General features: G+C 58.5%; 30 protein-coding genes and 1 tRNA gene. 18 read left to right on the top strand and 13 right to left on the bottom strand.

Annotation, left to right across the window (positions count from 1 at the left end; genetic code table 11):
- Positions 1-112 precede the first annotated feature (112 nt).
- The 11 genes from secG (at position 113) to ACR3FB_RS06475 (ending at position 8,668) form a co-directional block, all read left to right on the top strand.
- A complete protein-coding gene (gene secG, locus ACR3FB_RS06525) occupies positions 113-478 on the top strand; it encodes a preprotein translocase subunit SecG (protein ID WP_170376300.1) in 366 nt (121 codons plus the stop codon).
- A gap of 160 nt (positions 479-638) precedes the next feature.
- Positions 639-2,282, top strand: a complete 1,644-nt coding sequence (locus tag ACR3FB_RS06520) for a CTP synthase (protein ID WP_170376297.1) — start codon at positions 639-641, stop codon at positions 2,280-2,282.
- A gap of 96 nt (positions 2,283-2,378) precedes the next feature.
- Positions 2,379-3,155 (top strand): isocitrate lyase/PEP mutase family protein, encoded by a 777-nt coding sequence (locus tag ACR3FB_RS06515; RefSeq protein WP_480565206.1) that lies wholly within the window; start codon positions 2,379-2,381, stop codon positions 3,153-3,155.
- 62 nt (positions 3,156-3,217) lie between these two features.
- Entirely contained in the window at positions 3,218-3,511 is a 294-nt protein-coding gene (locus tag ACR3FB_RS06510; protein ID WP_480565203.1) for a DUF1330 domain-containing protein, read from the top strand.
- 42 nt (positions 3,512-3,553) lie between these two features.
- Positions 3,554-4,003: a tellurite resistance TerB family protein gene (locus ACR3FB_RS06505; RefSeq protein ID WP_170470193.1), complete on the top strand. Its 450-nt coding sequence runs from the start codon at positions 3,554-3,556 to the stop codon at positions 4,001-4,003.
- Between the two features lie 20 nt (positions 4,004-4,023).
- Positions 4,024-4,461, top strand: coding sequence for a tellurite resistance TerB family protein (locus ACR3FB_RS06500; protein WP_170376289.1), 438 nt, complete (start codon positions 4,024-4,026; stop codon positions 4,459-4,461).
- Positions 4,462-4,466: 5 nt separating this feature from the next.
- Positions 4,467-5,210, top strand: a complete 744-nt coding sequence (locus ACR3FB_RS06495; protein WP_425083510.1) for a phosphate/phosphite/phosphonate ABC transporter substrate-binding protein — start codon at positions 4,467-4,469, stop codon at positions 5,208-5,210.
- Positions 5,211-5,335: 125 nt separating this feature from the next.
- Positions 5,336-6,112 carry an ABC transporter ATP-binding protein gene (locus ACR3FB_RS06490; RefSeq protein ID WP_480565200.1) on the top strand — a complete coding sequence of 259 codons (777 nt, stop codon included), beginning with the start codon at positions 5,336-5,338 and terminating at the stop codon, positions 6,110-6,112.
- A 34-nt stretch (positions 6,113-6,146) separates the two neighbouring features.
- Positions 6,147-6,896 carry a transporter substrate-binding domain-containing protein gene (locus tag ACR3FB_RS06485; RefSeq protein WP_480565197.1) on the top strand — a complete coding sequence of 250 codons (750 nt, stop codon included), beginning with the start codon at positions 6,147-6,149 and terminating at the stop codon, positions 6,894-6,896.
- 81 nt (positions 6,897-6,977) lie between these two features.
- Positions 6,978-7,865 carry an ABC transporter permease gene (locus ACR3FB_RS06480; protein ID WP_480565194.1) on the top strand — a complete coding sequence of 296 codons (888 nt, stop codon included), beginning with the start codon at positions 6,978-6,980 and terminating at the stop codon, positions 7,863-7,865.
- Entirely contained in the window at positions 7,862-8,668 is an 807-nt protein-coding gene (locus ACR3FB_RS06475) for an ABC transporter permease (RefSeq protein ID WP_170470205.1), read from the top strand. Before ACR3FB_RS06480 ends, ACR3FB_RS06475 begins: the two co-directional genes overlap by 4 nt.
- Before the next feature lie 92 nt (positions 8,669-8,760).
- Here the strand turns inward: ACR3FB_RS06475 and ACR3FB_RS06470 are convergent.
- A tRNA-His gene (locus ACR3FB_RS06470) sits at positions 8,761-8,837 on the bottom strand.
- 47 nt (positions 8,838-8,884) lie between these two features.
- The gene (locus ACR3FB_RS06465) at positions 8,885-9,367 is read right to left on the bottom strand and encodes an N-acetyltransferase family protein (RefSeq protein WP_480524601.1); all 483 of its coding nucleotides are present in this window, start codon (positions 9,365-9,367) and stop codon (positions 8,885-8,887) included.
- 78 nt (positions 9,368-9,445) lie between these two features.
- Between ACR3FB_RS06465 and ACR3FB_RS06460 the strand changes: the two genes are divergently transcribed.
- Positions 9,446-9,634: a DUF6324 family protein gene (locus ACR3FB_RS06460; protein WP_170376278.1), complete on the top strand. Its 189-nt coding sequence runs from the start codon at positions 9,446-9,448 to the stop codon at positions 9,632-9,634.
- Between the two features lie 6 nt (positions 9,635-9,640).
- Here the strand turns inward: ACR3FB_RS06460 and ACR3FB_RS06455 are convergent, their stop codons facing one another.
- Positions 9,641-10,072, bottom strand: a complete 432-nt coding sequence (locus ACR3FB_RS06455) for an MmcB family DNA repair protein (protein ID WP_480565191.1) — start codon at positions 10,070-10,072, stop codon at positions 9,641-9,643.
- A gap of 115 nt (positions 10,073-10,187) precedes the next feature.
- Here ACR3FB_RS06455 and ACR3FB_RS06450 point away from each other — a divergent pair, with 115 nt between their 5' ends.
- Together ACR3FB_RS06450 and ACR3FB_RS06445 are read left to right on the top strand one after the other, a co-directional pair.
- Positions 10,188-10,508: an ArsR/SmtB family transcription factor gene (locus ACR3FB_RS06450; protein ID WP_170470214.1), complete on the top strand. Its 321-nt coding sequence runs from the start codon at positions 10,188-10,190 to the stop codon at positions 10,506-10,508.
- Complete coding sequence (locus ACR3FB_RS06445; RefSeq protein WP_480565188.1) at positions 10,505-10,930, top strand: SRPBCC family protein; 426 nt, start codon at positions 10,505-10,507, stop codon at positions 10,928-10,930. Before ACR3FB_RS06450 ends, ACR3FB_RS06445 begins: the two co-directional genes overlap by 4 nt.
- 213 nt (positions 10,931-11,143) lie before the next feature.
- Here the strand turns inward: ACR3FB_RS06445 and ACR3FB_RS06440 are convergent, their stop codons facing one another.
- The 5 genes from ACR3FB_RS06440 to ACR3FB_RS06420 form a co-directional block, all read right to left on the bottom strand.
- Positions 11,144-11,449, bottom strand: coding sequence for a hypothetical protein (locus ACR3FB_RS06440; RefSeq protein WP_480565185.1), 306 nt, complete (start codon positions 11,447-11,449; stop codon positions 11,144-11,146).
- A 59-nt stretch (positions 11,450-11,508) separates the two neighbouring features.
- Positions 11,509-11,991 (bottom strand): transcription antitermination factor NusB, encoded by a 483-nt coding sequence (gene nusB / locus ACR3FB_RS06435; RefSeq protein ID WP_480565182.1) that lies wholly within the window; start codon positions 11,989-11,991, stop codon positions 11,509-11,511.
- Positions 11,988-12,539 carry a 6,7-dimethyl-8-ribityllumazine synthase gene (locus ACR3FB_RS06430; protein ID WP_480565180.1) on the bottom strand — a complete coding sequence of 184 codons (552 nt, stop codon included), beginning with the start codon at positions 12,537-12,539 and terminating at the stop codon, positions 11,988-11,990. Before ACR3FB_RS06430 ends, nusB begins: the two co-directional genes overlap by 4 nt.
- 2 nt (positions 12,540-12,541) lie before the next feature.
- Positions 12,542-13,663, bottom strand: coding sequence for a 3,4-dihydroxy-2-butanone-4-phosphate synthase (gene ribB, locus ACR3FB_RS06425; protein ID WP_170665386.1), 1,122 nt, complete (start codon positions 13,661-13,663; stop codon positions 12,542-12,544).
- Between the two features lie 109 nt (positions 13,664-13,772).
- Complete coding sequence (locus ACR3FB_RS06420; protein WP_170551668.1) at positions 13,773-14,360, bottom strand: riboflavin synthase; 588 nt, start codon at positions 14,358-14,360, stop codon at positions 13,773-13,775.
- Between the two features lie 140 nt (positions 14,361-14,500).
- On the opposite strand from ACR3FB_RS06420, the gene ACR3FB_RS06415 reads away from it, so the two are divergent.
- The 3 genes from ACR3FB_RS06415 to ACR3FB_RS06405 all read left to right on the top strand — a co-directional run bounded on the left by ACR3FB_RS06415 (position 14,501) and on the right by ACR3FB_RS06405 (position 19,019).
- Positions 14,501-15,799 (top strand): capsule biosynthesis protein, encoded by a 1,299-nt coding sequence (locus tag ACR3FB_RS06415; protein ID WP_480565177.1) that lies wholly within the window; start codon positions 14,501-14,503, stop codon positions 15,797-15,799.
- Between the two features lie 79 nt (positions 15,800-15,878).
- Positions 15,879-17,012, top strand: coding sequence for a polysaccharide biosynthesis/export family protein (locus tag ACR3FB_RS06410; RefSeq protein ID WP_480565174.1), 1,134 nt, complete (start codon positions 15,879-15,881; stop codon positions 17,010-17,012).
- Between the two features lie 3 nt (positions 17,013-17,015).
- On the top strand, positions 17,016-19,019 hold the full coding sequence (locus ACR3FB_RS06405; RefSeq protein WP_480565172.1) for a capsular polysaccharide biosynthesis protein: 2,004 nt from the start codon (positions 17,016-17,018) through the stop codon (positions 19,017-19,019).
- Here ACR3FB_RS06405 and ribD read toward each other — a convergent pair.
- From ribD to ACR3FB_RS06380, 5 genes are all read right to left on the bottom strand, one after another.
- On the bottom strand, positions 19,016-20,116 hold the full coding sequence (gene ribD / locus ACR3FB_RS06400; protein WP_480565168.1) for a bifunctional diaminohydroxyphosphoribosylaminopyrimidine deaminase/5-amino-6-(5-phosphoribosylamino)uracil reductase RibD: 1,101 nt from the start codon (positions 20,114-20,116) through the stop codon (positions 19,016-19,018). The two genes, ACR3FB_RS06405 and ribD, sit on opposite strands and share 4 nt — an antisense overlap.
- A complete protein-coding gene (nrdR, locus tag ACR3FB_RS06395) occupies positions 20,113-20,583 on the bottom strand; it encodes a transcriptional regulator NrdR (protein WP_170376254.1) in 471 nt (156 codons plus the stop codon). Before nrdR ends, ribD begins: the two co-directional genes overlap by 4 nt.
- 118 nt (positions 20,584-20,701) lie before the next feature.
- Positions 20,702-21,115, bottom strand: a complete 414-nt coding sequence (locus tag ACR3FB_RS06390) for a secondary thiamine-phosphate synthase enzyme YjbQ (RefSeq protein WP_425083374.1) — start codon at positions 21,113-21,115, stop codon at positions 20,702-20,704.
- Between the two features lie 636 nt (positions 21,116-21,751).
- Positions 21,752-22,060 carry a DUF4166 domain-containing protein gene (locus ACR3FB_RS06385; protein ID WP_480565935.1) on the bottom strand — a complete coding sequence of 103 codons (309 nt, stop codon included), beginning with the start codon at positions 22,058-22,060 and terminating at the stop codon, positions 21,752-21,754.
- Complete coding sequence (locus ACR3FB_RS06380) at positions 21,970-22,602, bottom strand: thiol-disulfide oxidoreductase DCC family protein (protein ID WP_480565165.1); 633 nt, start codon at positions 22,600-22,602, stop codon at positions 21,970-21,972. Before ACR3FB_RS06380 ends, ACR3FB_RS06385 begins: the two co-directional genes overlap by 91 nt.
- A 282-nt stretch (positions 22,603-22,884) precedes the next feature.
- On the opposite strand from ACR3FB_RS06380, the gene ACR3FB_RS06375 reads away from it, so the two are divergent.
- Positions 22,885-23,922 (top strand): helix-turn-helix domain-containing protein, encoded by a 1,038-nt coding sequence (locus tag ACR3FB_RS06375; RefSeq protein WP_480565162.1) that lies wholly within the window; start codon positions 22,885-22,887, stop codon positions 23,920-23,922.
- Positions 23,923-24,062 lie beyond the last annotated feature (140 nt).

Here is a 24,062-nt window from a genome sequence, read left to right as displayed (position 1 = left end):
CCCTTTGGTGTGATGTGCAACATCATCAACTGTGATGCCAACTCGTGACTTGCCCCCAGAACCAAACTTGCATAAGTACCACGCGATACACGCCACGCTGTACAGGACCACCATGGAAAACGTCGTTCTCATCATCCATCTTCTTCTGGCTTTGGGCCTGATCGCCGTCGTTCTGATGCAGCGGTCCGAGGGTGGCGGTCTTGGCATGGGTGGCGGTGGCGGCGGCGCCATGACAGGCCGTGCAGCTGCAACGGCCCTGGGCAAAGTGACCTGGATCCTGGCCGCCTGCTTTATCGTCACCTCGATCACCTTGACGATTCTGGCAGCGCAGAAGTCCTCGGGCAGCTCGGTCATCGACCGTTTGGGCGTTCCGGCTCCGGCCGCAACTGAAGAAAGCGCGCCTGCGGTTCCGTCCGCAGATGACCTGCTACCTCCGGCGCAGGGCGACAATGCCCCGCTGATCCCGCAGGCCGACTAAGCCACAAAACCTAGAAACCTGAAAGAGAACTGCAACAGCATCTTGCGGTTCTCTTGCGCTATTGGCGCGAATCCTTTATACGTGAAGTCCCGTGATGCAGCGGTTTTTCGGAACCGTCGGGCAGCTGATTTTGACGTCTCACGGGAGCAGCCGAAAAAACATGGCGCGTTTTATTTTCATCACTGGTGGTGTGGTTTCGTCCTTGGGTAAAGGACTGGCTTCGGCGGCTCTGGGATCGCTGTTGCAGGCGCGGGGATACTCGGTGCGTCTGCGCAAGCTGGACCCCTATCTGAACGTCGACCCCGGCACCATGTCGCCTTTCGAGCATGGCGAGGTTTTCGTCACCGATGATGGCGCTGAAACTGATCTGGACCTTGGTCACTATGAACGCTTCACCGGCGTGGCCGCACGCAAGACCGACTCGGTTAGCTCGGGGCGTATTTATTCCAACGTGCTGGAGAAAGAGCGCCGCGGAGATTACCTCGGCAAGACCATTCAGGTGATCCCGCACGTCACCAATGAGATTAAGGATTTCATCGCGATCGGTGAGGATGAGGTCGATTTCATGCTGTGTGAGATCGGCGGCACCGTGGGCGATATCGAAGGCCTGCCCTTCTTTGAAGCCATCCGTCAGTTCAGCCAGGACAAGCCGCGCGGTCAGTGTATCTTTATGCACCTGACGCTACTGCCTTACATCAAAGCCTCGGGCGAGCTGAAAACCAAGCCGACCCAACACTCGGTGAAAGAGCTGCGCTCGATCGGCCTTGCCCCCGATATTCTGGTTTGCCGGTCCGAAGGGCCGATCCCCACGAAAGAACGTGAAAAGCTGGCCCTGTTCTGCAATGTACGCCCCGATAGCGTGATCGCAGCGCAGGACCTGTCCACCATCTACGACGCGCCTCTGGCCTATCATAAGGAAGGTTTGGATCAGGCGGTTCTGGACGCGTTCCAGATCAGCCCTGCCCCCAAGCCCGATCTGGCGAAATGGGAAGACGTCAGCGACCGTATCCACAACGCCGAAGGCGAGGTGAAGGTCGCGATTGTGGGTAAATACACCCAGCTGGAAGACGCCTACAAGTCGATTGCCGAGGCGCTGACCCATGGCGGCATGGCGAACCGCGTCAGGGTCAAGATTGAATGGGTCGATGCCGAGGTGTTCGACCACGAAGATGCCGCCCCTTATCTGGAAGGCTACCACGCCATCCTCGTTCCCGGTGGCTTTGGCGAACGTGGCACCGAGGGCAAGATCAAAGCCGCGCAATATGCGCGTGAGCACAAGGTGCCCTATCTGGGCATCTGCCTGGGCATGCAGATGGCCGTGATTGAAGCCGCGCGCAATGCGGCTGGTATCGCCGAGGCGGGCTCGGAAGAGTTCGACCACGAGGCTGGTAAGAAACGGTTTGAACCGGTGGTCTATCACCTCAAGGAATGGGTTCAGGGCAATCACAAGGTCGAACGCAAAGTGGGCGACGACAAGGGCGGCACCATGCGCCTTGGGGCCTATAACGCGGTTCTGGCCGAAGGCTCGAAAGTTGCGAATGTCTACGGCGGCACTCAGATCGAGGAACGCCACCGTCACCGCTATGAGGTCGACATCAAATATCGTGAACAGCTTGAAAAAGCGGGCCTGAACTTCTCGGGCATGTCCCCTGATGGCCGCCTGCCTGAGATTGTCGAATGGTCGGATCACCCGTGGTTCATCGGCGTTCAGTATCACCCCGAGCTGAAATCCAAGCCGTTTGACCCGCATCCCCTATTCCGCGACTTCGTGCGCGCGGCCAAGGACAGCTCTCGACTGGTCTGATGCGGTCGCTGCAACGTGATGTACCGACACAATTAAGCGCTTAGGATTCTGGCGTCCTGGGATTAACTGTTGAACGAGTTTCGACAGGAGATACCCATGACGACCCAAGCCCAACGTGCTGAAACCTTCACGCGCCTGCATGTCAAAGGCGACCCGGTCATCCTGTTCAACATTTGGGACGCGGGCAGCGCAGCCGCCGTGCGCGATGCAGGCGCGCAGGCGATCGCGACGGGTAGCGCTCCGGTCGCGATGACGCAAGGCTATGCGGACGGGCAGCACATCCCGCTGGAAGCTGCGCTGGACAACGCAAAGCGCATCGTCAGCGCCGTTGATCTGCCCGTAACGCTGGACTTTGAAGGCGCCTATGCCGTCGATCCCGCAGGCATCGCCGACAATACGGCGCGCGCTTTGGATTGCGGTGTTGTTGGCTTCAACTTCGAAGATCAAATCGTCGGCGGAGACGGCCTACACACCATCCCCGATCAAGCGGCGCGAATCGAAGCGATGCGCAAAGCCTGCGACGCGGCTGGTATCCCCGCCTATATCAATGCCCGCACGGACATTTTCCTGAAGGCACCGGCCGACACGCATGATGCCACCATGTTGGAAGACGCCATTGCCCGGGCTACGGCCTTCCAATCCGCGGGTGCCAGCGGCTTCTTTGCCCCCGGCCTGAAAGACGAGACGATGATCCGACAGCTCTGTGAGGCCACCGAGTTACCGTTCAACATCATCGCTCTGCCTGGAACACCAGACTCAGCGACACTCGCCAAGCTGGGCGTGGCCCGGATCAGCTACGGCCCGGTGCCCTATCGCCAGATGATCGCATGGCTAACCGAACAGGCGCGTCAGGCCATCGGCTATGCCGGATAGGCACAACTTGCAATTTTTACGCAAACTTCGCACCTTGCCCTAAACCAGAACGGGAGAATTGCATGAGCAAAGGCTACTGGGTGGCCCATGTCGATGTCGACGATATGGAGACATACAAGAACTACATCGCAGCGAACGCAGAACCTTTCTCCGCCTATGGCGCCCGCTTTCTGGTGCGCGGCGGCTCGCGCGAGGTCAGAGAGGGCGCAGCACGGGCAAGAACAGTTGTGATCGAGTTTCCCAGCTACGAACAGGCCCTCGCCTGCTACGAAAGCGAAGGCTACCAAAAGGCCAAAGCGCTGCGCGATCCCGTCTCGTTCGGCGATCTTGTGATCATTGAGGGCTATGACGGGTAGTCTCAACTTGGCGCGCCACAAAATATGGATTAGATTGGCCTCATGTTGAAAAAATTCTTCCAAGCGTTTCGACCGCCACAGACAGAACACCTGCCCGACCCCGACGCCGAACTGGCGCTGGGTGCATTGATGGTACGTGTTGCGCAAGCGGACCGGGACTACAAACTGGAAGAGATCAGCCTGATTGATCGCATTCTGGCCCGCCTCTATCAGCACAACGCGATCGAGGCCGCTAAAGTCCGCGCCACCTGCGAGAAACTGCATGCAGCAGCACCGGAGACCGATACGTTTGGCAAACTGATCCGCGAAACCACCGACCTGAACGAACGCCTCGCCGCGCTGGACGCGCTGTGGGAAGTTGTGTTGGCCGATGGTGACACGGATGAGGGTGAGATCAAGATCGTTGAAGAGGCCCGCATGGCGATGGGACTCAGCTTCAACGACAGCAAATCCGCCCGTGAACGCGTGCAAAGCCGCTTGGAAGCTCACTAACCTGCCTCTATATCTGTCTCATGTTTCGAGATTTTCTGTCCCGGCTGACACAGCCTGACCCCGACCCTCTGGCCGAAGACGATGCCCGTCTTGCGCTGACGGCGCTTTTGGTGCGCATCGCCCGGTCCGACAATGACTACGCCGACTCGGAGATGGCCCGAATCGACAAGGTCTCGGTCGAACGCTATGGCCTCTCGCCTTTCGAAGCTGCAGGCCTGCGCGCCCGCGCCGAAGACCTTGAGGCCGAGGCCCCCGACACCGTCCGCTTCACCCGCGCCATCAAAGAGGCCGTCGCCTACGAGGATCGCCTGGCCGTTGTGCAGGCCATGTGGTCGGTCGCCCTCGCAGATGGGCAAAGGACCGGCGAGGAAGATTCGCTGCTGCGCCTTGTCGTCAGCCTACTGGGTGTCAGCGATGTGGATTCGGCCCTCGCCCGTCAGAAGGCAGCCAAAGCGTGACAGCGATGCTGGGCATGTATGACATGCCCGCCCTGCGCGCCTCCAACGATCGCTTCTGGGATCTGATCAGGACGCATTTGGGGGTCGGTCCCGCCAATCTTGAGCGGTCGCGCGATTTCTGGGAAATCTGGCGCGATCCCAATCTGATCTTTGCCCAAACCTGCGGTATGCCCTACCGAACGCAGCTTCATGACGCGGTGCAACTGATCGGCACGCCGGACTATGGTCTGCCCGGCTGTCCAGAGGGTTACTACAGATCTGTCTTTGTCGCCCGCGCCGATGATCCGCGCAGTCTGGCGGAGCTGACGGACGGGGTCTTTGTCTATAACGAAGCGCTGTCTCAATCCGGCTGGTCCGCTCCGATCACGCATTTGTCCCAGATGGGGCTTGCACCGAAGCACCTGCAGCAGACCGGAGCGCATGCCAATTCGGCCCAATCCGTGGCCGAGGGCATGAGCGATTTCGCCGCGCTCGACGCGCTGACCTGGGAGCTTCTTAAGGAGCATACCGATCTGGGAGACGCATTGCACGACGTTGCCGAGACGGAACCGACCCCAGGGCTGCCCTACATCACTTCGAAATCGCAGGATGCGCTTCGGATCGCACGCGCGGTTCAGGCCGCCATTGATGCTCTGACGGATGAGGATCGAGGTAATCTGCGCATCCGTGGGTTGATCAATATTCCCGCAAGCGCGTACCTCGCTATTCCAACTGCGCCTTCGCCCAAAGCACAGTTGCGCAGCAGCTAACCAATTTGATCACGACCTTTGGTCATTTTGATTGATTCCCCGCTCGATTCTGTGTTTTGCGCATTGCATTGCGCCGGATTTTCCGCCCTATTACCGCACCAACACCACTCATGACTGGAGCTTCCGTGACAGACGCCTCTGCCGTAATCGAGATCAAGGACCTTCACAAAAGCTTCGGTAATCTCGAGGTGCTCAAGGGCGTGGATATCACCGCGAAACGCGGCGATGTGGTCTCGCTCATCGGGTCCTCCGGCTCGGGGAAATCCACCTTGCTTCGGTGCTGCAACCTTCTGGAAGACAGCCAGCAGGGGGAAATCAAGTTCAAGGGCGAACCCGTCAAATGGAGCGGCTCGGGCAGCGCTCGCCGACCTGCCGATCCCAAACAGGTCCTGCGCATTCGCACCAACCTGTCGATGGTGTTCCAGCAGTTCAATCTGTGGGCGCATATGACCATTTTGCAAAATGTCATGGAGGCCCCGGTAACCGTTTTGGGCCGTGACAAAGCCGAAGTGGAAGACAGCGCGCGCAAATATCTGGAAAAGGTCGGCATCGGCGACAAATGCGATGTCTACCCTGCGCAACTGTCCGGTGGTCAGCAACAGCGCGCGGCCATCGCGCGCGGCCTGTGCATGGAACCCGAAGCACTGCTGTTCGACGAACCCACCTCGGCACTCGACCCCGAGCTGGAGCAGGAAGTGATCAAGGTGATCAAGGATCTCGCCGCCGAAGGCCGGACGATGATCATCGTGACCCATGACATGAAGATGGCCGCCGATATCTCAAGCCACGTGGTGTTCCTGCATCAGGGCCGGATCGAAGAGGAAGGCAGCGCCGAGGATATCTTTACCGCGCCTGAATCCGAACGGCTTCGGGGCTTTCTTTCCGCCACTCAGGCGGCATAAGTTTCAGAAACAGAACCAAACTGGGGAGTAACCAATGAAAAACCTGATTCTGTCCACCGCAGCACTGGCGCTGACCGCCGGTATCGCCTTGGCCGACACCGTCCGCATGGGCACCGAGGGCGCCTATCCTCCGTACAACTTCATCAATGATGCCGGCGAAATCGACGGGTTCGAGCGTGAAGTGGGCGACGAGCTGTGTAAGCGCGCAAACCTGGAATGCGAGTGGGTCAAGAACGACTGGGACTCGATCATTCCGAACCTGGTCTCGGGTAACTACGACACCATCATCGCAGGCATGTCGATCACCGACGAGCGTGATGAAGTTATTGATTTCACTCAAAACTACTTCCCTCCTGCGGCGTCGGCCTATGTTGGCGCATCGGACGGAGTTGACGTAGGCGGCGGCATCGTTGCGGCTCAGACTGCAACCATTCAAGCGGGTCACGTAGCTGAATCCGGCGCGACTCTGGTCGAGTTCGCGACCCCCGAAGAAACCATCGCAGCCGTGCGCAACGGTGAAGCAGACGCCGTGTTTGCCGACAAGGACTTCCTTGTGCCGATCGTCGAAGAATCGGCTGGTGAGCTGGTCTTCGTAGGCGATGACGTTCCGTTGGGCGGCGGTATCGGCCTGGGTATCCGTGAATCCGACGGCGAACTGCGCGGCAAGTTCGACGAAGCGATCACTTCGATGAAAGCGGATGGTTCGTTGAACGAACTGATCGTCAAATGGTTCGGTGAAGGCGTTCCGACCTACAACGCCGACGGTTCTGTCGTTTCCAACTGATCTGCATTAAAAGGTTCGGCGTTTTGATTGCGCCGAACCTGCCCCGGCCTTGCGCCGGAATTGACGTTCGAAAGACGCCACATGTTTTCCTATTGCGCTGATCCCGACACGCTGGGCACGTTCCGCTGGTTTTCCTGCTATTTGACCAACGGCGTGCATTGGTCGTTCTACCTGTCCTTCCTCAAGGTACTTGGCCTACTGGCCGTGACCGCTCCGGTCGCGCTGAGCTTTGGCTTTGCGGGCGCGATGGCAGCCAGGTCACATGTCGCGCCGCTCAGCTGGCTGGGCAAAGGTTACATCGCCATCGTGCGCGGCGTTCCGGACATCGCGTTTTTCCTGTTTTTCGTCATCGCTCTGGATCAGGCCTTCGAGTGGACGCGCCACCAAGTCATGTGTCCCGAATGGACAGATCCGGTCCGTCAAGGCAATGATTTCATCGTCTGTCAGGCTGCCAAACTGCCCTTGGGCAGCGCCCCGGAATGGGTTCACGAGACCTATGGGTTCTTCCTGGCCGTTGTCACCTTTTCCATCGTCTTTGGCGCGTTTGCTGCCAACGTTCTTTTTGGCGGTATGCGCGCCGTGCCGCATGCTCAGCTTGAAACGGCCGAGGCCTATGGCATGACCCGCCGCCAGACATTCTGGCGAATTCTGGTACCGCAGATGTGGGTCTACGCCCTGCCCGGCCTGTCCAACCTGTGGATGGTGCTGATAAAGGCCACCCCGCTTCTGTTCCTGCTGGGCATCGAAGACATCGTCTACTGGGCGCGTGAGTTGGGCGGCACCAAGACGTCACGCTTCACTGATTACCCCCATGGCGACTGGCGCATGTGGTATTTCCTGTTCCTGCTGATCTTCTACCTCAGCATGACCCGCGTCTCGGAAATCGTGCTTGAAAAGCTGATGCGCCGCCTGTCCCACGGTCAGGCCACATCCGGCGGAGAGCTGCTGCGCAAGGAGACGACGGCATGAGCTGCATCCAGACGATTCAGGACTACGCCCTGCGCTCTGTCGGGCTTGGCGAACGGCTGTTACCCAAATCAGACTTCACCCTGTGCGAACAGTTCACGCTGATCGGCTCGGGCATGATCTGGAATGTCTATTTCGGCATCATGGCCCTGGCGACTGGCTTTTTCCTGGCCACCGCGCTGGCCGTCGGCAAAGCATCTCCGAACAAATGGCTGCGCAAACCTTCGGAATGGTTCATCTTTCTGTTCCGAGGTTCTCCGCTGTTCATCCAGTTCTTTTTTGCCTACTTCTTCTTCCTGTCGCTGAAGAAGCCCTATCCGATGTTCGACGCCCTGACGTCGGCCTGGCTGGGTGCGTTGATCGTACTGTTCCTCAACACAGCCGCCTATACGGGTGAGATCTTCTATGGCGCCCTCCGCTCGATCCCCAAGGGTGATATCGAGGCCGCAGATGCCTATGGCATGACTGGCTGGGCTCGCTTCCGCCGGATTGTCTGGCCGACCATGCTGCGACTGGCTTGGCCCGCCTACACCAACGAGGCGATCTTTCTGTTTCACGCGACAACGCTGGTCTTTTTCTCGGCCTTCCCGGCCTGGCAGCAGCGCGGAGACGCACTGTATTACGCCAGCTATTTCGCGGACAAGACCTTCAACCCGTTCATCCCCTATCCGATTCTGGCCTTCTATTTCATCCTGCTGACGCTGGTCATCATCTGGGGCTTTGGACTGGTCAACAAACGACTGAACCGGCACCTACCCGCTGCTCGGAAAAGCAAGATGAAGTTGCGGCTGAACCTGGCGCGCTGATCTCCAGCGCGCCTGAGCATCAAAACCAAACGCACTACGCCGCGCTTACAGCGCGGTTTTTCTGTTCGAAACTTAGTTAGATTGAGGTGAAATGGTACCGCCTCCCTGGCTTGAACAGGGGACCTCTGGATCCACAATCCAGCGCTCTAACCAACTGAGCTAAGGCGGCACTTGTGAGGGGCGATGTACCGAACACGCCACGGGAATGCAAGAGGATTAAAGCCGAATTTTCCAGCTTTGTTCGACAAGATCGACACCAAAAGAATGCACTGGCTTGCTGTCCACCAGCTGCCATCCAGTGGACTGGTACAAGGCGCAGGCGGCCTTGTGGCTTTCATGCGTCCATAGCTGCATTTGCTGGTACCCAGCCGTCTTGGCAAAGCCCATGCAGGTGCCAAGAAGCCGCTTTCCCAGCCCCAGACCGCGTGCCTCGGGTACCAGAAGAAACAGGCGCAGTTTTGCGGTCTGCGCGTCCAGTTTGACGCAAAAGATACTCCCCAGTCTTTGGCCTTCTGCCTCGGCGATCCAGCCCTTCTCACACGCTGGGTCATGATCGGCGATAAATCCATCCAGAATACGCGCGACCAGCGGGGCGAAGCTGTCATCAAACCCCTCATCGCGGGCATAGAGGGTTCCGTGACGCTCAACCAGCCAAGGCGCATCTTGGGGCTGAAAGGGTCTGATGCTCACATTCTCCATACCATATCAGAGCGCAAAGGCGGCTTGATTCTCAACCCCGTGCGCGTTAGCAGGAACGCTCAGTCCCCGGAGGCGAGTATGGGTATCAACACCGAACGCGACATTCAGGCCAACCTTCAAATCGGCCCTACCGACCAGGGTATGGTACGTCTGTTTATCGAGGCCGATGGCCTTGAGATTCCGATGGATTTCGATCCCGAGGAAGCCGAAGAGATCGCAGACGAACTGCGTGCCGCCGCACAAGCTGCCCTGGCCGTCAAAGGCTGATCTGCGTCACAGCCGCGGGTCGCGCAACCCCTGCAATCGACGTGCAGCATCTGTGGCGAATTTCTGGATCATCTTTTTACGCCGGGCCGGAGGCAGCTTGTCCTCGGGTGCCATGCGAATGATCTCAGCATCGTAGGCGTCTGCGATAATCAGACCGGTTTCCTGAGGCAAGAGGTCCGTTGGGAACTCGGTATCGACGGCCCAAAAGAATCGATCACACCACTCCAGATAGCCTTGCCACTTCGCATCTGACTGATAGTCGGCACGGCTGGATTTGCACTCGATCACCCAAAGCTCGCCCTTTGGGCCCAACCCCATCACATCAACACGCAGCCCACGCGTTGGCACAAATTCTTCAACGGAAACAAAACCGTGGGCGGTTAGATGGCGCGCGACGCCGCGCGCAAGTTTCTGTCCGGGCTGTAAATCCAGTGTCATACTGAGAATGTGAACAATTAGTGAACAAAAGTAAAGTCTTCATTCAACGCTTGACATGGTACCATATGGTATCACATTAATATAATACTAAATGGTATCTTTACCGAGGCGACAAATGCAAACCCTTACCCAAAACGCGTTCCGTGCGCTTGCAGACCCAACCCGTCGGGACATCATCAAACTGCTTGCCTCTCAGGACATGACGATCGGACAGCTGACGAACCGGTTCGACATGACGAGGGCTGCCGTCAAAAAGCACCTGACGGTCTTGTCTGATGGCGGGCTTATTACGGTGGAAGCTCGCGGCAGAGAACGCATCAACCGCATTGAACCACAGGGCATGGCCCCGGTCTTGGATTGGCTCAGCTACTTTGACCAGTTCTGGGATGAACGCCTCAACTCTCTTAAGGAAGCTATTGAAAGGAAAAAAGAATGACGAATACCGTATTGCAAAAAACGATCTTTCTACGGGCGGATCCAGATACGGTCTGGGCCTATCTGACTGAACCCGAACGGCTGGCAGAGTGGTTTCACAAGCCGGAACTCACGTTGACCAAGGGAAGCAAACTGCAAATGTTTGGGACCACTAGCGGCGACCTTCTGATCTGGGGCGAGGTACAGGAGGCACGTGCCCCTGAATATCTTGAGTACACATTCTCTGTGAAGCCAATGGGAGACGCGGTCAGTCTAGTCAAATGGACTCTGACCCCCGTCGCAGGCGGTACAAAGCTCAGCCTTCAACATGAAGGCCTGCCTCAGGGTGCGGATGCGTTCGGCCTGATCCTTGCGCTCGACAATGGCTGGGATGAGCATTTCGGCAAAATGCGCACAGCGCTGCACGAAACTGTTGATGCCTGACCCCTTGTGTAAACCCGCCGGACGCCCTACGTAGGCGCTTGGCGGGTTCTGCCCTTCTTGTGACTGGTAGCATTCTGGTGGCCTTAAGCAATTCCGAGGGGGCTGGCTCTGTTCAGGTCCTGGCCTGATTACCTGGCGCCCACCTGTACATACAGGTCCTCGGGAATCACACCGCACGGTTGACTGGTGGTCCCGCCACATTTTCCCTGAAATTCAGCGCTCTGCGCGGGCTTCCTGCTTGACCAATGCGGGCTTGAAGCTATCCACCACGGGTGAGCCGCGACGTGGGCCGCCGGGTTTTTCCGCCATGCTCATGATCTTGTAGCCGAACTGAACACCGGCAAACACGATCCCGTTCATGAACCAGATCATCACAAGGGCGACCAGACCGATTTCAGAACTGGTGATCAAATGACGGAGGTTTGCCACGTTAAATGCCAGAAGCACCCCGACAAACACGGCCGAGATAACGAAACCCCAGGCGACTTGCGTGATATACAGGCGGATCAGTTTGGGCATGGCGAACCTCATTGCGCTATGACATTCAGGTTAGCGCATGTTTGGTTCGAGTAAAGGCGTCAGAATGCCTCGGGCTTAGCCTCACGGGCCATGTGATCCAGCACGGCGTTGACGAATTTCGGCTCTTTGCCTTCAGGGAAGAAGGCACGCGCGACGTCGACGAACTCGGTGATAACCACTTTGGGCGGCGTGTCGCTTTGGGTCAGCTCGGCCCCGGCGGCACGGAACAACGCCCGCAGGGTTGGGTCGATACGTGAGATTGGCCATTTGGCGACCAGAGCACGGTCGGTCATCTGGTCGATCGGCGCCTGATAGTTCACCGCATTGTCGACCAGCGACCGAAAGACGCTGATGTCGCCGTCCAACATTTCTTCGCCCTCATAGACGGCGCCGAACCGGTGATCCAGAAACTCATTCACGACCGCTTCGGTCGTCTGCCCCGATTGCTCCATCTGGAACAGTGCCTGCACGGCGTAAAGCCGGGCGGCGGATTTCATCAGGCGTTTCTGGTTGGCCGGTTTCGGCGCGTCTGTCTGGGTCATGCTGTCGTGGATCCGTTGCTGTCGCCCGCCACAAGGATGGACTCGGACGGCGGCTTGAAACCCACGCCCTTTTTAGAAGAGCCCCACTTACGGCTGAGTGCGATCAGATGCAAGGCCGCAGCGGCTGCCCCGCCACCTTTATTCATCTTTTCGGGATTTGCGCGGACTTCGGCCTGATCGTCATTCTCGACGGTCAGGATGCCGTTGCCGATGCAAAGCCCCTGCAGCCCCATCAGCTGGATCGCACGGCTGGAGTCGTTGCAGACAGTTTCATAGTGCGTGGTCTCGCCGCGAATGACACAGCCCAGCGCAACATAGCCGTCGAAGTCGCACTGACGGTCGGCCATAGCGATGGCGGTCGGAATCTCCAACGCGCCGGGAACTTCGACGACTTCGCAGTTGCCGCCAGCTGCTTTGATCTCGGCCTTCGCACCTGCAATCAGGTTGTCGGCAATCGCGCGGTAGAAAGGCGCCGCGACGATCAGCAACTTCACCGGCTTGTCGAAGCTGGGTGTCGGCAAAATGCCATGTTTGTCTTGCTCAGCCATGATTAGTCTTCCTTCAGGATCGGACGGGTGCCAACGATGGAAAGCCCAAACGCGTCCAGCCCCAGATATACGGTTTCGGGCGAGTCAGTCAGCAGGACTAGCTCTTGAATGCCCAGTTTGGACAGGATCTGAGATCCCAGACCGGTTTGCTTGATGGTCCGCGGGCCTTCATCTTCGGCTGCATAGAGAGAGTTGCGCGGCTGGCGGAACAGACAGACGACCCCCCGGCCCTCTTCCGCGATCTTCTCCATTGCGCGTGGCAATTCGCGAGAGGACTTCGGACCGAGGCCCAAGATATCCGGCGCTTCGTGCAGCGCGTGGGTGCGGGTCAGGACAGGCTCGGGCGTGGTGATGTCGCCTTTGATCATGACGACATGTTCGATGCCGTGAAGCTGATCGGTGAACAGGCGCATTTCCCATTCGCCGCCGTATTCCGACGAGACCATCTCGCGCGAGGTTTCGACCACGAGGTTGTCATTGCGTGAGCGATAGGTGATCAGGTCGCTGATCGTACCGATCTTCATGTCATGGGTTTTGGCGAACTCGACCAGATCGGGCAGACGGGCCATGGTGCCGTCGGGCTTCATGATTTCACAGATCACGCCCGAGGGGTTCAACCCGGCCAGGCGCGAGATATCCACGGCAGCCTCAGTGTGGCCTGCGCGGACCAGCACCCCACCCCGCTTAGCGCGCAAGGGGAAGATGTGACCTGGTGTTGCGATATGAGCCATGGTGTTCTGTTCATTGATCGCCGTTGCCACGGTCAGCGCGCGATCTGCGGCGGAAATACCGGTGGACACGCCCTCACGCGCTTCGATCGAAACCGTGAACGCCGTTTCGTGGCGGGATGAGTTGTTCACCGCCATCATCGGCAGCGCCAGCGCCTCGACCCGTTCAGCCGTCATCGGCAGGCAGATCAAGCCGCGCCCATGGGTTGCCATGAAGTTGATCGCCTCGGCATCAGCAAATTCTGCGGCAATGACCAGATCACCTTCGTTCTCCCGATCTTCATGATCGACGAGGATATACATCCGGCCTGCGCGGGCCTCTTCGATGATGTCCTCGATCGGGCTGATCGCATCGCGCAGCTGGGCCTCGACCGGGCCGGGGGTTTCAAAGCTCATGGGGCAGCCTTTCACAAGAGCATTTCTGCAAGGCGGGATAGACCACCCCGCATCCAAAAGCCAGAGCGCAAACGGCCTGAGCTGGCTCAGACGCGACGTATTCTAACGCTCAGACGGTCTCGGCCAGGCGGGCGACGTAACGGGCCAGAGTGTCGATTTCCAGATTCACCCGATCCCCGACGGCGACATCTCCCCATGTGGTGACCTCTTTGGTGTGAGGGATGAAGTTGATGCCGAAATCGCAGCCCTCTACATCATTCACCGTCAGAGACGTCCCATTCAAAGCAACCGAGCCCTTGGGCGCAATGAAACGCGCCAAATCCTTGGGCGCGCGCAAGGTCACGCGGGTGCTGTCGCCTTCGTCGCGCACATCGACAACTTCGGCGACGCCATCCACATGTCCCGATACGATGTGACCGCCCAGTTCGTCACCAACTTTCAACGCCCGCTCAAGGTTGACACGCTTGCCCAACGCCCAGCTGTTCAGGTTGGTTTTCGAGACGGTCTCGGCGCTGATCTGAACGTCATACCAATCATCGCCCAGCGCAATCACGGTCAGACAAACGCCATCGCTTGCAATCGATGCGCCAATGTCAATCGAGGCCGTGTCATAGCTCGTCTGGATACGCGCACGCAGGTCGCCTTGCTGGTCCAGCTCGGTCACTGTTCCGATATCGGTCACGATCCCTGTAAACATTCCGTCAACCCTCGCGTTCTACCCTGACTCAGACTATCAGGGCCGAGGTAAGCTGATCCGCGCCGCCCGGCAAGCCCAACCTTGCCGAGAAATCCTCGGGCGGGCATAGTTTCGACAAGAATATTGGCTAAATCGCGCAGATGCACCACCAAGACCCACATGCTGACCCTCGGGTCTTTCTGTTCCTGCAAGGCCCGCATGGCCCGTTTTTCAACGCGTTGGGCCGGATGCTGCGTGCCTCGGGGGCGCAGACATGGCGTGTTGGCTTCAACGCAGGCGATCAGACGTTCTGGTTCGACAGGAAATGCTACATCCCCTATCGCGACGCGCTAGAACACTGGCCCGAATTGCTGCAAGCGCTAATCGCCGAGAAACAAGTGACAGACATTGTTCTGTACGGCGACACCCGCCCGGTTCACGCAAACGCCGTCAGGATCGCCAAGACACGAGGCATCACCGTGCATGTGTTCGAGGAAGGCTACCTGCGCCCATGGTGGGTCACCTATGAGCGTGGCGGCTCAAACGGCAATTCGCGGCTGATGTCTCTGGATCTGGACCAGATGGCACAGGCACTGTCGCATTCGGGCGCACATTCCCCGCCACCGCCATCCCATTGGGGAGATATGCAACAACACATCTTCTACGGTGCGCTATACCACTGGTTCGTGCTGTTTCTGAACGGGCGATATCGCAATTTCAAACCGCACCGCGCGCTGCCAGTCTCGAAAGAGTTTCGGCTGTATTTCAAGCGCCTTATGCTGATGCCTTTCCACCGACTGCAACGAAGTCTAGCCACGGCACGGGTACGTAGCGGCGCCTTTCCCTATCACCTTGTGCTTTTGCAACTGGGTCATGACAGCTCGGTCCAGTCCCATTCGGAATATTCGGGGATGTGCGCTTTTTTAGAACAAATGATGGAGGGCTTCGCCAAAGGCGCCCCCGCACATCATCATCTGGTCATTAAGGAACATCCGCTTGAGAACCACCGCGAGCCCCTCCGTCGACGTGTTCGGGATTTGGCGCTCAAACTCGGGATCAAAGGCCGGGTGCATTACGTCCCCGGCGGCAAACTGGCGAAACTGCTGGACGACGCCAGCTCGGCCGTGACCATCAACTCGACCGCAGGGCAGCAAGTGCTATGGCGCGGCATCCCCTTGCGGATTTTTGGCCGTGCCGTCTATGACAAGCCGGAACTTGTGTCACAACAGGAGGTTAGCCGTTTCTTTGCCAACCCCGAATTACCCGATATTGAGGCCTACCAATTGTATCGGCGGTTTCTGCTGGAAACCAGTCAGGTTCCGGGCGGCTACTACTCCCGGCGCGGACGACGACAATTGCTGCGACGCGCTGTCGATATGATGCTGAGGGCTGATGATCCGTATCAGGCCCTACTGTCCGACGACGCGACCCCAGAGCCACAGTTGAAAATCGTTGAGTAGACTCAGCCATCCTTCTCTGGAAGTTGCAGCGGTAAAAGAGTAGTTTGCCGAAAAACAAGTAGAACTGAGGTTATCGGTAGTGCATCGCTTTCCAATCCGTTGGGTACGGGGGGTCGCCCTTGTGACCTCGCTCGTCGTGCTGAGTGCATGCCAGTTGCCCAAGGCGGGCCCTAACAAGAATGAGATTTTGGCCGGCTCAGTCAATAATGGCGGCAACGCGTTTGTGGTAGAAGTCGATGACCGCGTTTCGAGGGCCACGTCATCCGTGCCGCAGTTTGGGTTCTCTTCCTCCTTTACCTCAGCTCCGTCGCTGACCGCAGATACCGTGCGCCCAGGGGACGTTTTGGGCCTGACGATCTGGGAAAACGTCGATGACGGGTTGCTGGCTGGCGAAACGGGGGCCTCGACCGCGCTGGAAGAGGTTCAGGTCGACAGCGAAGGCTTCATTTTCGTCCCCTACGCGGGCCGTTTGCGTGCCGCAGGTAATACTCCTGAAGAGTTGCGCGGGTTGATTACCGATGAGCTGGAAGAGCAAACGCCTGACCCTCAGGTCGAAGTGCGCCGCCTGGCCGGAGACGGCTCGACCGTTTCGCTGACGGGCACCATCGGCGCCCCTGGTATCTATCCAATCGAACGCCCCACCCGCACCCTGCTTGGCATGCTGTCTCAGGCCGGAGGGGTTTCAGTGGCCTCCGATATCGCGCTGGTCACCCTGATCCGAGGCGATCAACGCGGGACAGTCTGGTACGAGGACCTGTTCCGCAATCCCAAACTGGACGTCGCACTGCGCGGCGGCGACCGCATTCTGGTTGAAGAAGACAGCCGCTCTTACATCGCGCTTGGCGCAACCGGTGGGCAATCGCGCGTCGCTTTCGACAGTCAGGACCTGTCCGCGCTTGAGGCCCTGGCTCAGGTTGGCGGGCTTGTATCCGTTTCCTCAGACCCAACTGGTATTTTTATCCTGCGCCGCGAACGTCAGGACGTCGCGCGCCAGGTAATGGGGCGCCCGGACCTGCAGGGCGATCAGCGCATGATCTATCTGCTGAACCTGACTGCGCCCAATGGCCTGTTCATCGCGCGTGATTTTGTGATCCGCGACGATGATACTATCTACGTCACCGAGGCACCGTATGCACAGTGGACCAAGTCGATCTCTCTGATCGCCGGGGGCCTGACGCCGGTTGCAAATGTTGCCACCCTGACCGGTAACTAGATCATGACCCTTGGGGACCCCACCGCAACTGGCGCGGCGCGGTCCCGGGCATTTGTCTACAATGGCGGGTTTCTGACCAATCGGCGCATCCGGCGCATTCTTTCCCTTTCGGGATATGACATCCGGCTGGGCCTGCCCCGCACCGAGGACACTGTAGCCATCTGGGGCAACAGCCCCACGGCCCATCGCGGGCGGCGCATCGCTCAGGACCGGGGCACCTCTTTGCTGCGGGTCGAGGATGCCTTTCTAAGATCCCTCCACCCCGGCCGAGAGGGCGAGCCTCCTTTGGGTCTGCTTCTGGATCGCTCGGGACTGCACTTTGATCCGGCCCAACCGTCAGATCTGGAAACGCTTCTGGCGACGCATCCGCTGGATGATACCGCGCTTCTGAACCGCGCGCGTGGCGCGATTGAGCGCCTGAAGGAACTGAACCTCAGCAAATATTCCGCCTTTGACCCCGACGCGCCGATCCCCGACCCCGGCTATGTGCTGGTGATTGATCAGACGGTCGGTGATGCTTCGGTCACGGCAAGCGCAGGGGATCGTGCACGGTTTCTTGAGATGCTGGTGATCGCGCAGGAAGAAAATCCAGGGATGCCGGTTCTGATCAAGACCCATCCCGAAACACTGGCTGGTCACCGCACCGGGCACTACACCGAACAGGACCTCTCGGATCGCGTTTCCTTCGTTGCGGACAACATCAGCCCTTGGTCGCTGCTGGACGGCGCGGTTAGTGTCTATACGCTCTCATCGCAAATGGGGTTCGAGGCCATTCTCGCCGGTCACAAACCCCGCGTCTTCGGGCAGCCATTCTATGCCGGATGGGGTTTGACGCAGGACGAAAACCCCGTTCAACGCAGACAACGCAATCTAACGCGCGCCCAGCTGTTCGCTGCAGCCATGATGCTCTACCCCGTTTGGTATGATGCCTATAGGGACCATTTATGTGAGCTAGAGATCGTGCTGGATACGCTTGCGGCGCAGACCCGCGCGTGGCGGCAAGATCGTTTGGGATGGACAGCGTCGGGCATGCGGATGTGGAAGCGTAAGCATCTGCAAGCCATGTTCGGCCAGCACCAGAAGATACGGTTTGTGCCGTCGCCACCTGCCCCATCCACCGGCCCACACATGGTCTGGGCCAATCAATCCCGGGAGGCCGAGGGTGTCACCCGTATCGAGGATGGCTTTCTCCGCTCACGCGGATTGGGGGCAGATCTTGTGCCTCCCCTGTCGCTGGTGACGGATGATCTGGGTATCTACTACGACCCGACCCAAACCAGCCGATTGGAAGAATGGATATCCAAGCGCGAAACTCTGCGTCCGGATCAGGAATACCGTGCCGAGCGGGTGATCTCAGCCCTCGTGTCCGAAGGGCTGAGCAAATACAACACCGGCGGCGCTGCGCCGCCTCTGCCCAAAGGTCACCGTATTCTGGTGCCGGGGCAGGTCGAGGACGACGCCTCAATCCTGCTAGGCACCAGCGTCATCCGCACCAATCTGGACCTGCTGCGCGAGGTTCGGGCTGCCAATCCCGATGCCGTAGTGATTTACAAACCCCATCCGGATGTCGAGGCTGGCCTGCGTTCGGGCCGGATCGACACCGAGGGGTTGGCGGATGTGATCGCGACTGAAACAGACCCATCGGCCTTGCTGTCTGAGATGCAGGAGGTCTGGACCATGACCTCGCTTATGGGGTTCGAAGCGCTGCTGCGCGGAATTCCGGTGACCACTTTTGGCGCGCCCTTCTACGCAGGTTGGGGCCTGACCACGGATCTGGGCAGCGTCCCGGCCCGTCGCGGCGCGCGTCCGTCGCTGCTGGGTTTGGTGCATGCCAGCCTGATCGACTATCCCCGCTATCTAGATCCGGTGACCGGCGTACCCTGCCCCGTCGAAGTTGCCATTGAACGGTTGGCCCAGGGGCAGCCCCCCAAACGCGGGCCGCTGAATCGCGCCTTGTCAAAGCTACAGGGCGCTTTTTCCACCCATGCCCATCTCTGGCGACGCTAATGCGTCGTTCGCGCCCAACGGTGCAATACGTCGCCACCGACCGGGCGCGCCTCGATCAACTCGAACCGAGGGGCGCTGTCTAGTTTTTCCAGCCCCAACGCGCCAATCGCCGAAAGACCCTCGGCGCCGATGGTTAAACCAGCCGTGAAACCGACAAGCTCATCGACCAGATCTTGCGCCAGCAGAGACGCCGCTAAAGCCGAACCGCCTTCGCAGAAAACACTTGTCAGTCCTTCCTGGCCCAGCTGCTGCAGCAGGTCGCGCGCATCAACCTGATGGTCGTGCAACGCACAGGGCAACAGCCTCGCGCCCAACCCTTCCCAAGTGCGGGCGCGCTCGGCGTCGGGATGCGGGCCATGACACAGCCAGACGGGCGTTTTTGAGGCTGTGCGCGCCAGTTGACCCATTAAGGGTAAATCCAAATGGCGCGAGACAACCACGCGCACCGGCTGACGCTCTATCCCCAGTTCCCGAACCGTAAGCGAGGGGTCATCCGCGCGCGCCGTGCCAGCGCCGACCATGACAGCATCGTGTCGGGCGCGCATCGCGTGAACCTCGCGACGCGCGGTTGGTCCGGTGATCCACTGGCTATGTCCAGTGGACGTGGCGATCCGCCCGTCAAAACTGCTGGCCAGTTTCAACGTCACAAACGGACGGCCCTGTTCGGTTTTCAGAAAGAACCCGGCCAGATCACACTCGGCCTCTTGCGCCAGCACGCCGGTTTCAACTTCGATCCCGGCCTCGCGCAGCATGGCGAAGCCCTGCCCGGAAACGCGAGGGTCGCTATCTTCGATCGCTGCAACAACGCGGGCCACGCCGGCCGAAATCAACGCCTCGGCGCAGGGCGGTGTTTTGCCGTAGTGGGCGCATGGTTCCAGCGAGACATAGGCCGTGGCCCCTTGGGCCTGCGCACCCGCTTGCGCCAAAGCCTCAGGCTCCGCGTGGGGACGTCCGCCGGGTTGAGTCCACCCTCGCCCAACAATCCGCCCATCGCGCACGATAACGCACCCGACGGCCGGGTTGGGCCAGCACGCCCCTTGACCGCGCCGACCCAAAGACAAAGCCAGCGCCATAAATCGCTTATCTGTTTCGCTCACTCGTCCGTCGAAGGCTGCGGCGGGCGCAGTTCGTGAACAAACTCCTCGAAATCATCGGCCGCCTGGAAATTCTTGTACACACTCGCAAAGCGAACATAGGCGACGGTGTCGATCCGCGCCAGAGCTTCCATGACGATCTCACCAATTCTGTTGGACGGAATATCGGTGTCGCCCATGCTTTCCAGACGCCGCACAATACCCGAGATCATCTGATCAATCCGTTCAGGATCCACCGGGCGTTTCTGCATCGAGATACGGATCGAACGTTCCAGCTTGTCGCGGTCAAAATCTTCGCGTTTTCCGTTGGTTTTGATAACTACCAGATCGCGCAACTGAACCCGTTCATAGGTCGTAAAACGCCCTCCACAGGCCGGGCAAAACCGACGTCGGCGTATTGCAACGTGATCCTCTGCCGGGCGTGAATCTTTCACCTGAGTATCAATATTTCCGCAAAACGGGCAGCGCATCCGCCGTCTCCTCGTCCCTAGCTGGCCTCTTTTGTAAGCGCTTTGGCTTACTTATCCACAACTATAGGGCAGCCGCTAGGATTTGGGTAGTCGGAATTTTGCACCCCAAAATAAAGGGTCAGGACAGATGTGCCGCGACCAGCCGCCGATGCGGGGCGCGGCGGTGTTCAAACAGGTATATCCCCTGCCAAGTTCCCAAAACCATCTGACTCTGACGGACAGGAATGGACAGGGAAACTGGCATCATCGCCGCTTTGATATGGGCTGGCATGTCATCCGGCCCTTCATACGTATGGCGCAGGTAAGACATTGAGGGCTGATCGGACGGGGGCACCAGGCGCTCAAAAAACGCATGCAAATCCGTCTGCACCTCGGGGTCTGCGTTCTCTTGCACCAGCAAAGAACAGGATGTGTGCCTGACGAACAGCGTCAGGACACCATCCCGTTCAAAGGAACTAAGCCAATCAGCGACTTGAGACGTGAATTCGTATAAACTGGGCCCATCGGTCTGGAGCGCGAATTCTGTCTGCATTCTGGGTTAAACCTCTTGCCTTACCTGGTGAAAATCGGCCTACGACCGCACCGAGCGTTTGCACTCTGTACGGACATACTGGAACCAGAAACGAAAGGGCCACGTGAGCTGCCGGATTGCGCGGACGCATCAGCCGAAGGCGGCTTCAGCGAAAACTGCACGGCCGTTCTACGCCCGGTTGTCACACTAGGTCCATAGCCTCGCAACACATAGATGGGGTCCTGCCATCCCGCCCCAAGTCCGCGTCGTGCAAAATCTGCAGCCGCACACCAATATCCATCCGTATCATCCCTACTGCGAGGAACGACTTCGAAGTCGGTGCCATTGATTGAATTAGTCTGGAAACCCAAACGCTCCGCGTTCGCCGCCAAGGGAATACTCAGGACAACCACCGCTAGTGCGGCGCAATACCGTAGATTTTTCACCATACTATTTCCTCACTTACTGCGCCTCTTAATCTAGAGGTCAACACGCCCACGGAAAGCAGGCCTCACGATCATTTCAGCCCACCACTATCTATATGTAAAGCGGCGTGAGCCATCCGTTATTGCGAATCAGCAGCCCCAATCCGTGCGCTCCGGCGGCCACGTCAAATCGAAAGCGCCCCAATTCGTCCTGCCACTCGGTCATGGACGATCACGGTTGCAACATCCGAGGGAGCTGCACGCCGAAAACCGCCAGGCGATGGATATGAACCTCCAGCCCACGTTTCGACGCCACAGGCCTTAGCCAGACCGAAAGCGGCCCGAAACGCTCAAGAACATCGCCCGTTTTTGCATCAAGCCTCAGCTCTGACGTTGTTTTGTGCCCCCCAAAGTCTCGCAGACAGCTGTGGTCTTCATCCTTATTTTGGGTCACCAGCCGAACGGGCACATGTCTGCCCGCAGGGGGAAATCGTCCCAATTTAAGCGCGAGTTGAATGAGAATACCCTGGCCACGTTCGATATCGCATTCGCCGACATATTTACTTGGGCTGTGATGCAGGTCTCGCACGGATTGGGGCAGAACACTTGGGTCTGCCAAAGCCCGAAGAAACGGATCCGCCACGCGTCAAAACCCTGTTCGGCAAAACGCTCAAGGAGAGCAGCATCCGGAATCATACAGGTATCGTACCGCCCGAACAGAGTATACCGATTTCGGGCGATCGAGAAATACAGCGGGTCTTTCACAGCGCTCGGCAGAAACCGTACCAGCGACAGAAAAGGCCATCCCCCCGGCAGCGCGCGCACAGCCGCCGCAAAGGCATCAAGACGTTGAAAAATCTTACCATCTACGATCACAAGGTTGGTCTCATAATCCACAACGGGCAGATTCAGCGCCTTGTACATCCTTTGACCAAGCAGAGACTGCGCTGTTGCAAACTCAAACCGCCGGTCTTTGTCGCGTTTCAGCATGAACCGGAAAAAGCCTGAGCACAGCACGCATTCTCCGTCAAAGACGATCAGATTACGCCCTTTGAACAGATCGGTTGTGTAAGTTTCTGCCATGGCGCCTCTACCTACCCAAGCTTGCACAAACAGCGTGACATAGGGCCACTAGGCGGACAATGCGACAAGAAGGAAGGTGTGCCGGGGAACCCGGTGACCGGTTGGTAAGACCTGCGGTGGCTCTGACCTCATCCCCAACAAGGTACTGACCCGGCAACGAAAAGGATATAGGCAGGAAAGATTGACCAAGCTTGTTGCCAGCTGCCAAATCCATTCGAATTTCTGACAGAAAAGCAGTATGCTGGAACGGCCCCGGTCCGGAGAAAGGAAGGCTTCGCTGCGATGAATGTGGATATTGACCGCCTTCACTTTCTGCGCGAGGCGCTCGACGCGCGATTGGAAAAACGGAACACCTTGGCGGTGCTGGATCGCAGCGGACTTGGCCCGCGGGATCTGCCGGAGGATGCGACCTCTTTTTGCGCCCACAAAGAGGCGCTGTTTGTCCGCTATGCCTGCGATGCTCTGAACGATATCACTTTTGCGGCAAGTGTCGGGCTTGGCGTCACGTCCTCATCGACCTTGACGGCCTACATCAGCAAATACTCACGAGACCTGGAGCAGGTGATTGAAAACACGTCTCATTTCCACGACATGATCGACCCTGCTATCGCCTTCAGCCTGCGGGTTTCGGGGAATTTCGCCGCGTTAGAGGCCCGGTGGAAAGACGCCAGCTTTGCTCGCTATCACCGCCGGACCGAGTTCTTGATGTTTGCCGCCGTCGCCCGAATGCGCAACCTGACACAGACCGATTTCCACCCTATTGAAATACGGTTTCAGCATGAGGTTGGGGATCATATCCATGCCTTCCAGCAACTGGCAGGTTTTCCGGTTGTCTTCGGCTCTGAAAGCCTCGAAATCGTCTTGTCCCCGTCCTCGCTGAACCTGCCCGTCCCGACCTACGACCCCAGCCTGCGCGCCCATCTACTAGAATACGGGGAACGCGTTCTGGCAGAGCGTCGCGTGCCGAAGCAATTGACCCGCGCCAAGGTCGAAGGGTTGATCACCCGCTCACTACCGGGCAAAATCCTCAGCGCGGATGACGTCGCGGCAAAACTCGGCATGAGCGCCCGCACCTTTGCCCGCCGGTTACAAAGCGAAGGCACCAGCTACCGCGACATCACCGAGGATTTGCGCTGCGATCTGGCACAAACCTTTATCACCAATGGAATGAACCTGTCCGAGATCGCTTATTCTCTGGGATACGCCGATCAATCCGCGTTTTCGACGGCGTTCAAGCGTTGGACAGGTCAACCGCCGAGCGCCTTCAAAACGCGGGTCAAACATCCGCTGACGCTTGGAAACCGGGGGTCATCAGCATAGACACCTCGCCCCGGCCCGCCCCATGAGTGGACCAGACAGATATAGAAACTGACACGCCGCAACACATGTGAAGTCGCGCCAATGTGTTTGGCGACTTTGCCAATGTGAACCGTGAAACGAAAAAAGGCGCCTCCGTCCGG

This window comes from Ruegeria sp. AO1, assembly GCF_056535985.1.
The sequence above is the reverse complement of the archived record's forward strand: the minus strand, read 5'-3'. Positions and strand labels throughout refer to the sequence as shown.

Bases quoted from the DNA above. Each gene is read 5' to 3' on its own strand.
- secG (WP_170376300.1), top strand. From the start codon at position 113: ATGGAAAACGTCGTTCTCATCATCCATCTTCTTCTGGCTTTGGGCCTG.
- ACR3FB_RS06520 (WP_170376297.1), top strand. From the start codon at position 639: ATGGCGCGTTTTATTTTCATCACTGGTGGTGTGGTTTCGTCCTTGGGT.
- ACR3FB_RS06515 (WP_480565206.1), top strand. From the start codon at position 2,379: ATGACGACCCAAGCCCAACGTGCTGAAACCTTCACGCGCCTGCATGTC.
- ACR3FB_RS06510 (WP_480565203.1), top strand. From the start codon at position 3,218: ATGAGCAAAGGCTACTGGGTGGCCCATGTCGATGTCGACGATATGGAG.
- ACR3FB_RS06505 (WP_170470193.1), top strand. From the start codon at position 3,554: ATGTTGAAAAAATTCTTCCAAGCGTTTCGACCGCCACAGACAGAACAC.
- ACR3FB_RS06500 (WP_170376289.1), top strand. From the start codon at position 4,024: ATGTTTCGAGATTTTCTGTCCCGGCTGACACAGCCTGACCCCGACCCT.
- ACR3FB_RS06495 (WP_425083510.1), top strand. From the start codon at position 4,467: ATGCTGGGCATGTATGACATGCCCGCCCTGCGCGCCTCCAACGATCGC.
- ACR3FB_RS06485 (WP_480565197.1), top strand. From the start codon at position 6,147: ATGAAAAACCTGATTCTGTCCACCGCAGCACTGGCGCTGACCGCCGGT.
- ACR3FB_RS06480 (WP_480565194.1), top strand. From the start codon at position 6,978: ATGTTTTCCTATTGCGCTGATCCCGACACGCTGGGCACGTTCCGCTGG.
- ACR3FB_RS06475 (WP_170470205.1), top strand. From the start codon at position 7,862: ATGAGCTGCATCCAGACGATTCAGGACTACGCCCTGCGCTCTGTCGGG.
- ACR3FB_RS06465 (WP_480524601.1), bottom strand. From the start codon at position 9,367: ATGGAGAATGTGAGCATCAGACCCTTTCAGCCCCAAGATGCGCCTTGG.
- ACR3FB_RS06460 (WP_170376278.1), top strand. From the start codon at position 9,446: ATGGGTATCAACACCGAACGCGACATTCAGGCCAACCTTCAAATCGGC.
- ACR3FB_RS06455 (WP_480565191.1), bottom strand. From the start codon at position 10,072: ATGACACTGGATTTACAGCCCGGACAGAAACTTGCGCGCGGCGTCGCG.
- ACR3FB_RS06450 (WP_170470214.1), top strand. From the start codon at position 10,188: ATGCAAACCCTTACCCAAAACGCGTTCCGTGCGCTTGCAGACCCAACC.
- ACR3FB_RS06445 (WP_480565188.1), top strand. From the start codon at position 10,505: ATGACGAATACCGTATTGCAAAAAACGATCTTTCTACGGGCGGATCCA.
- ACR3FB_RS06440 (WP_480565185.1), bottom strand. From the start codon at position 11,449: ATGCCCAAACTGATCCGCCTGTATATCACGCAAGTCGCCTGGGGTTTC.
- nusB (WP_480565182.1), bottom strand. From the start codon at position 11,991: ATGACCCAGACAGACGCGCCGAAACCGGCCAACCAGAAACGCCTGATG.
- ACR3FB_RS06430 (WP_480565180.1), bottom strand. From the start codon at position 12,539: ATGGCTGAGCAAGACAAACATGGCATTTTGCCGACACCCAGCTTCGAC.
- ribB (WP_170665386.1), bottom strand. From the start codon at position 13,663: ATGAGCTTTGAAACCCCCGGCCCGGTCGAGGCCCAGCTGCGCGATGCG.
- ACR3FB_RS06420 (WP_170551668.1), bottom strand. From the start codon at position 14,360: ATGTTTACAGGGATCGTGACCGATATCGGAACAGTGACCGAGCTGGAC.
- ACR3FB_RS06415 (WP_480565177.1), top strand. From the start codon at position 14,501: ATGCACCACCAAGACCCACATGCTGACCCTCGGGTCTTTCTGTTCCTG.
- ACR3FB_RS06405 (WP_480565172.1), top strand. From the start codon at position 17,016: ATGACCCTTGGGGACCCCACCGCAACTGGCGCGGCGCGGTCCCGGGCA.
- nrdR (WP_170376254.1), bottom strand. From the start codon at position 20,583: ATGCGCTGCCCGTTTTGCGGAAATATTGATACTCAGGTGAAAGATTCA.
- ACR3FB_RS06390 (WP_425083374.1), bottom strand. From the start codon at position 21,115: ATGCAGACAGAATTCGCGCTCCAGACCGATGGGCCCAGTTTATACGAA.
- ACR3FB_RS06380 (WP_480565165.1), bottom strand. From the start codon at position 22,602: ATGGCAGAAACTTACACAACCGATCTGTTCAAAGGGCGTAATCTGATC.
- ACR3FB_RS06375 (WP_480565162.1), top strand. From the start codon at position 22,885: ATGAATGTGGATATTGACCGCCTTCACTTTCTGCGCGAGGCGCTCGAC.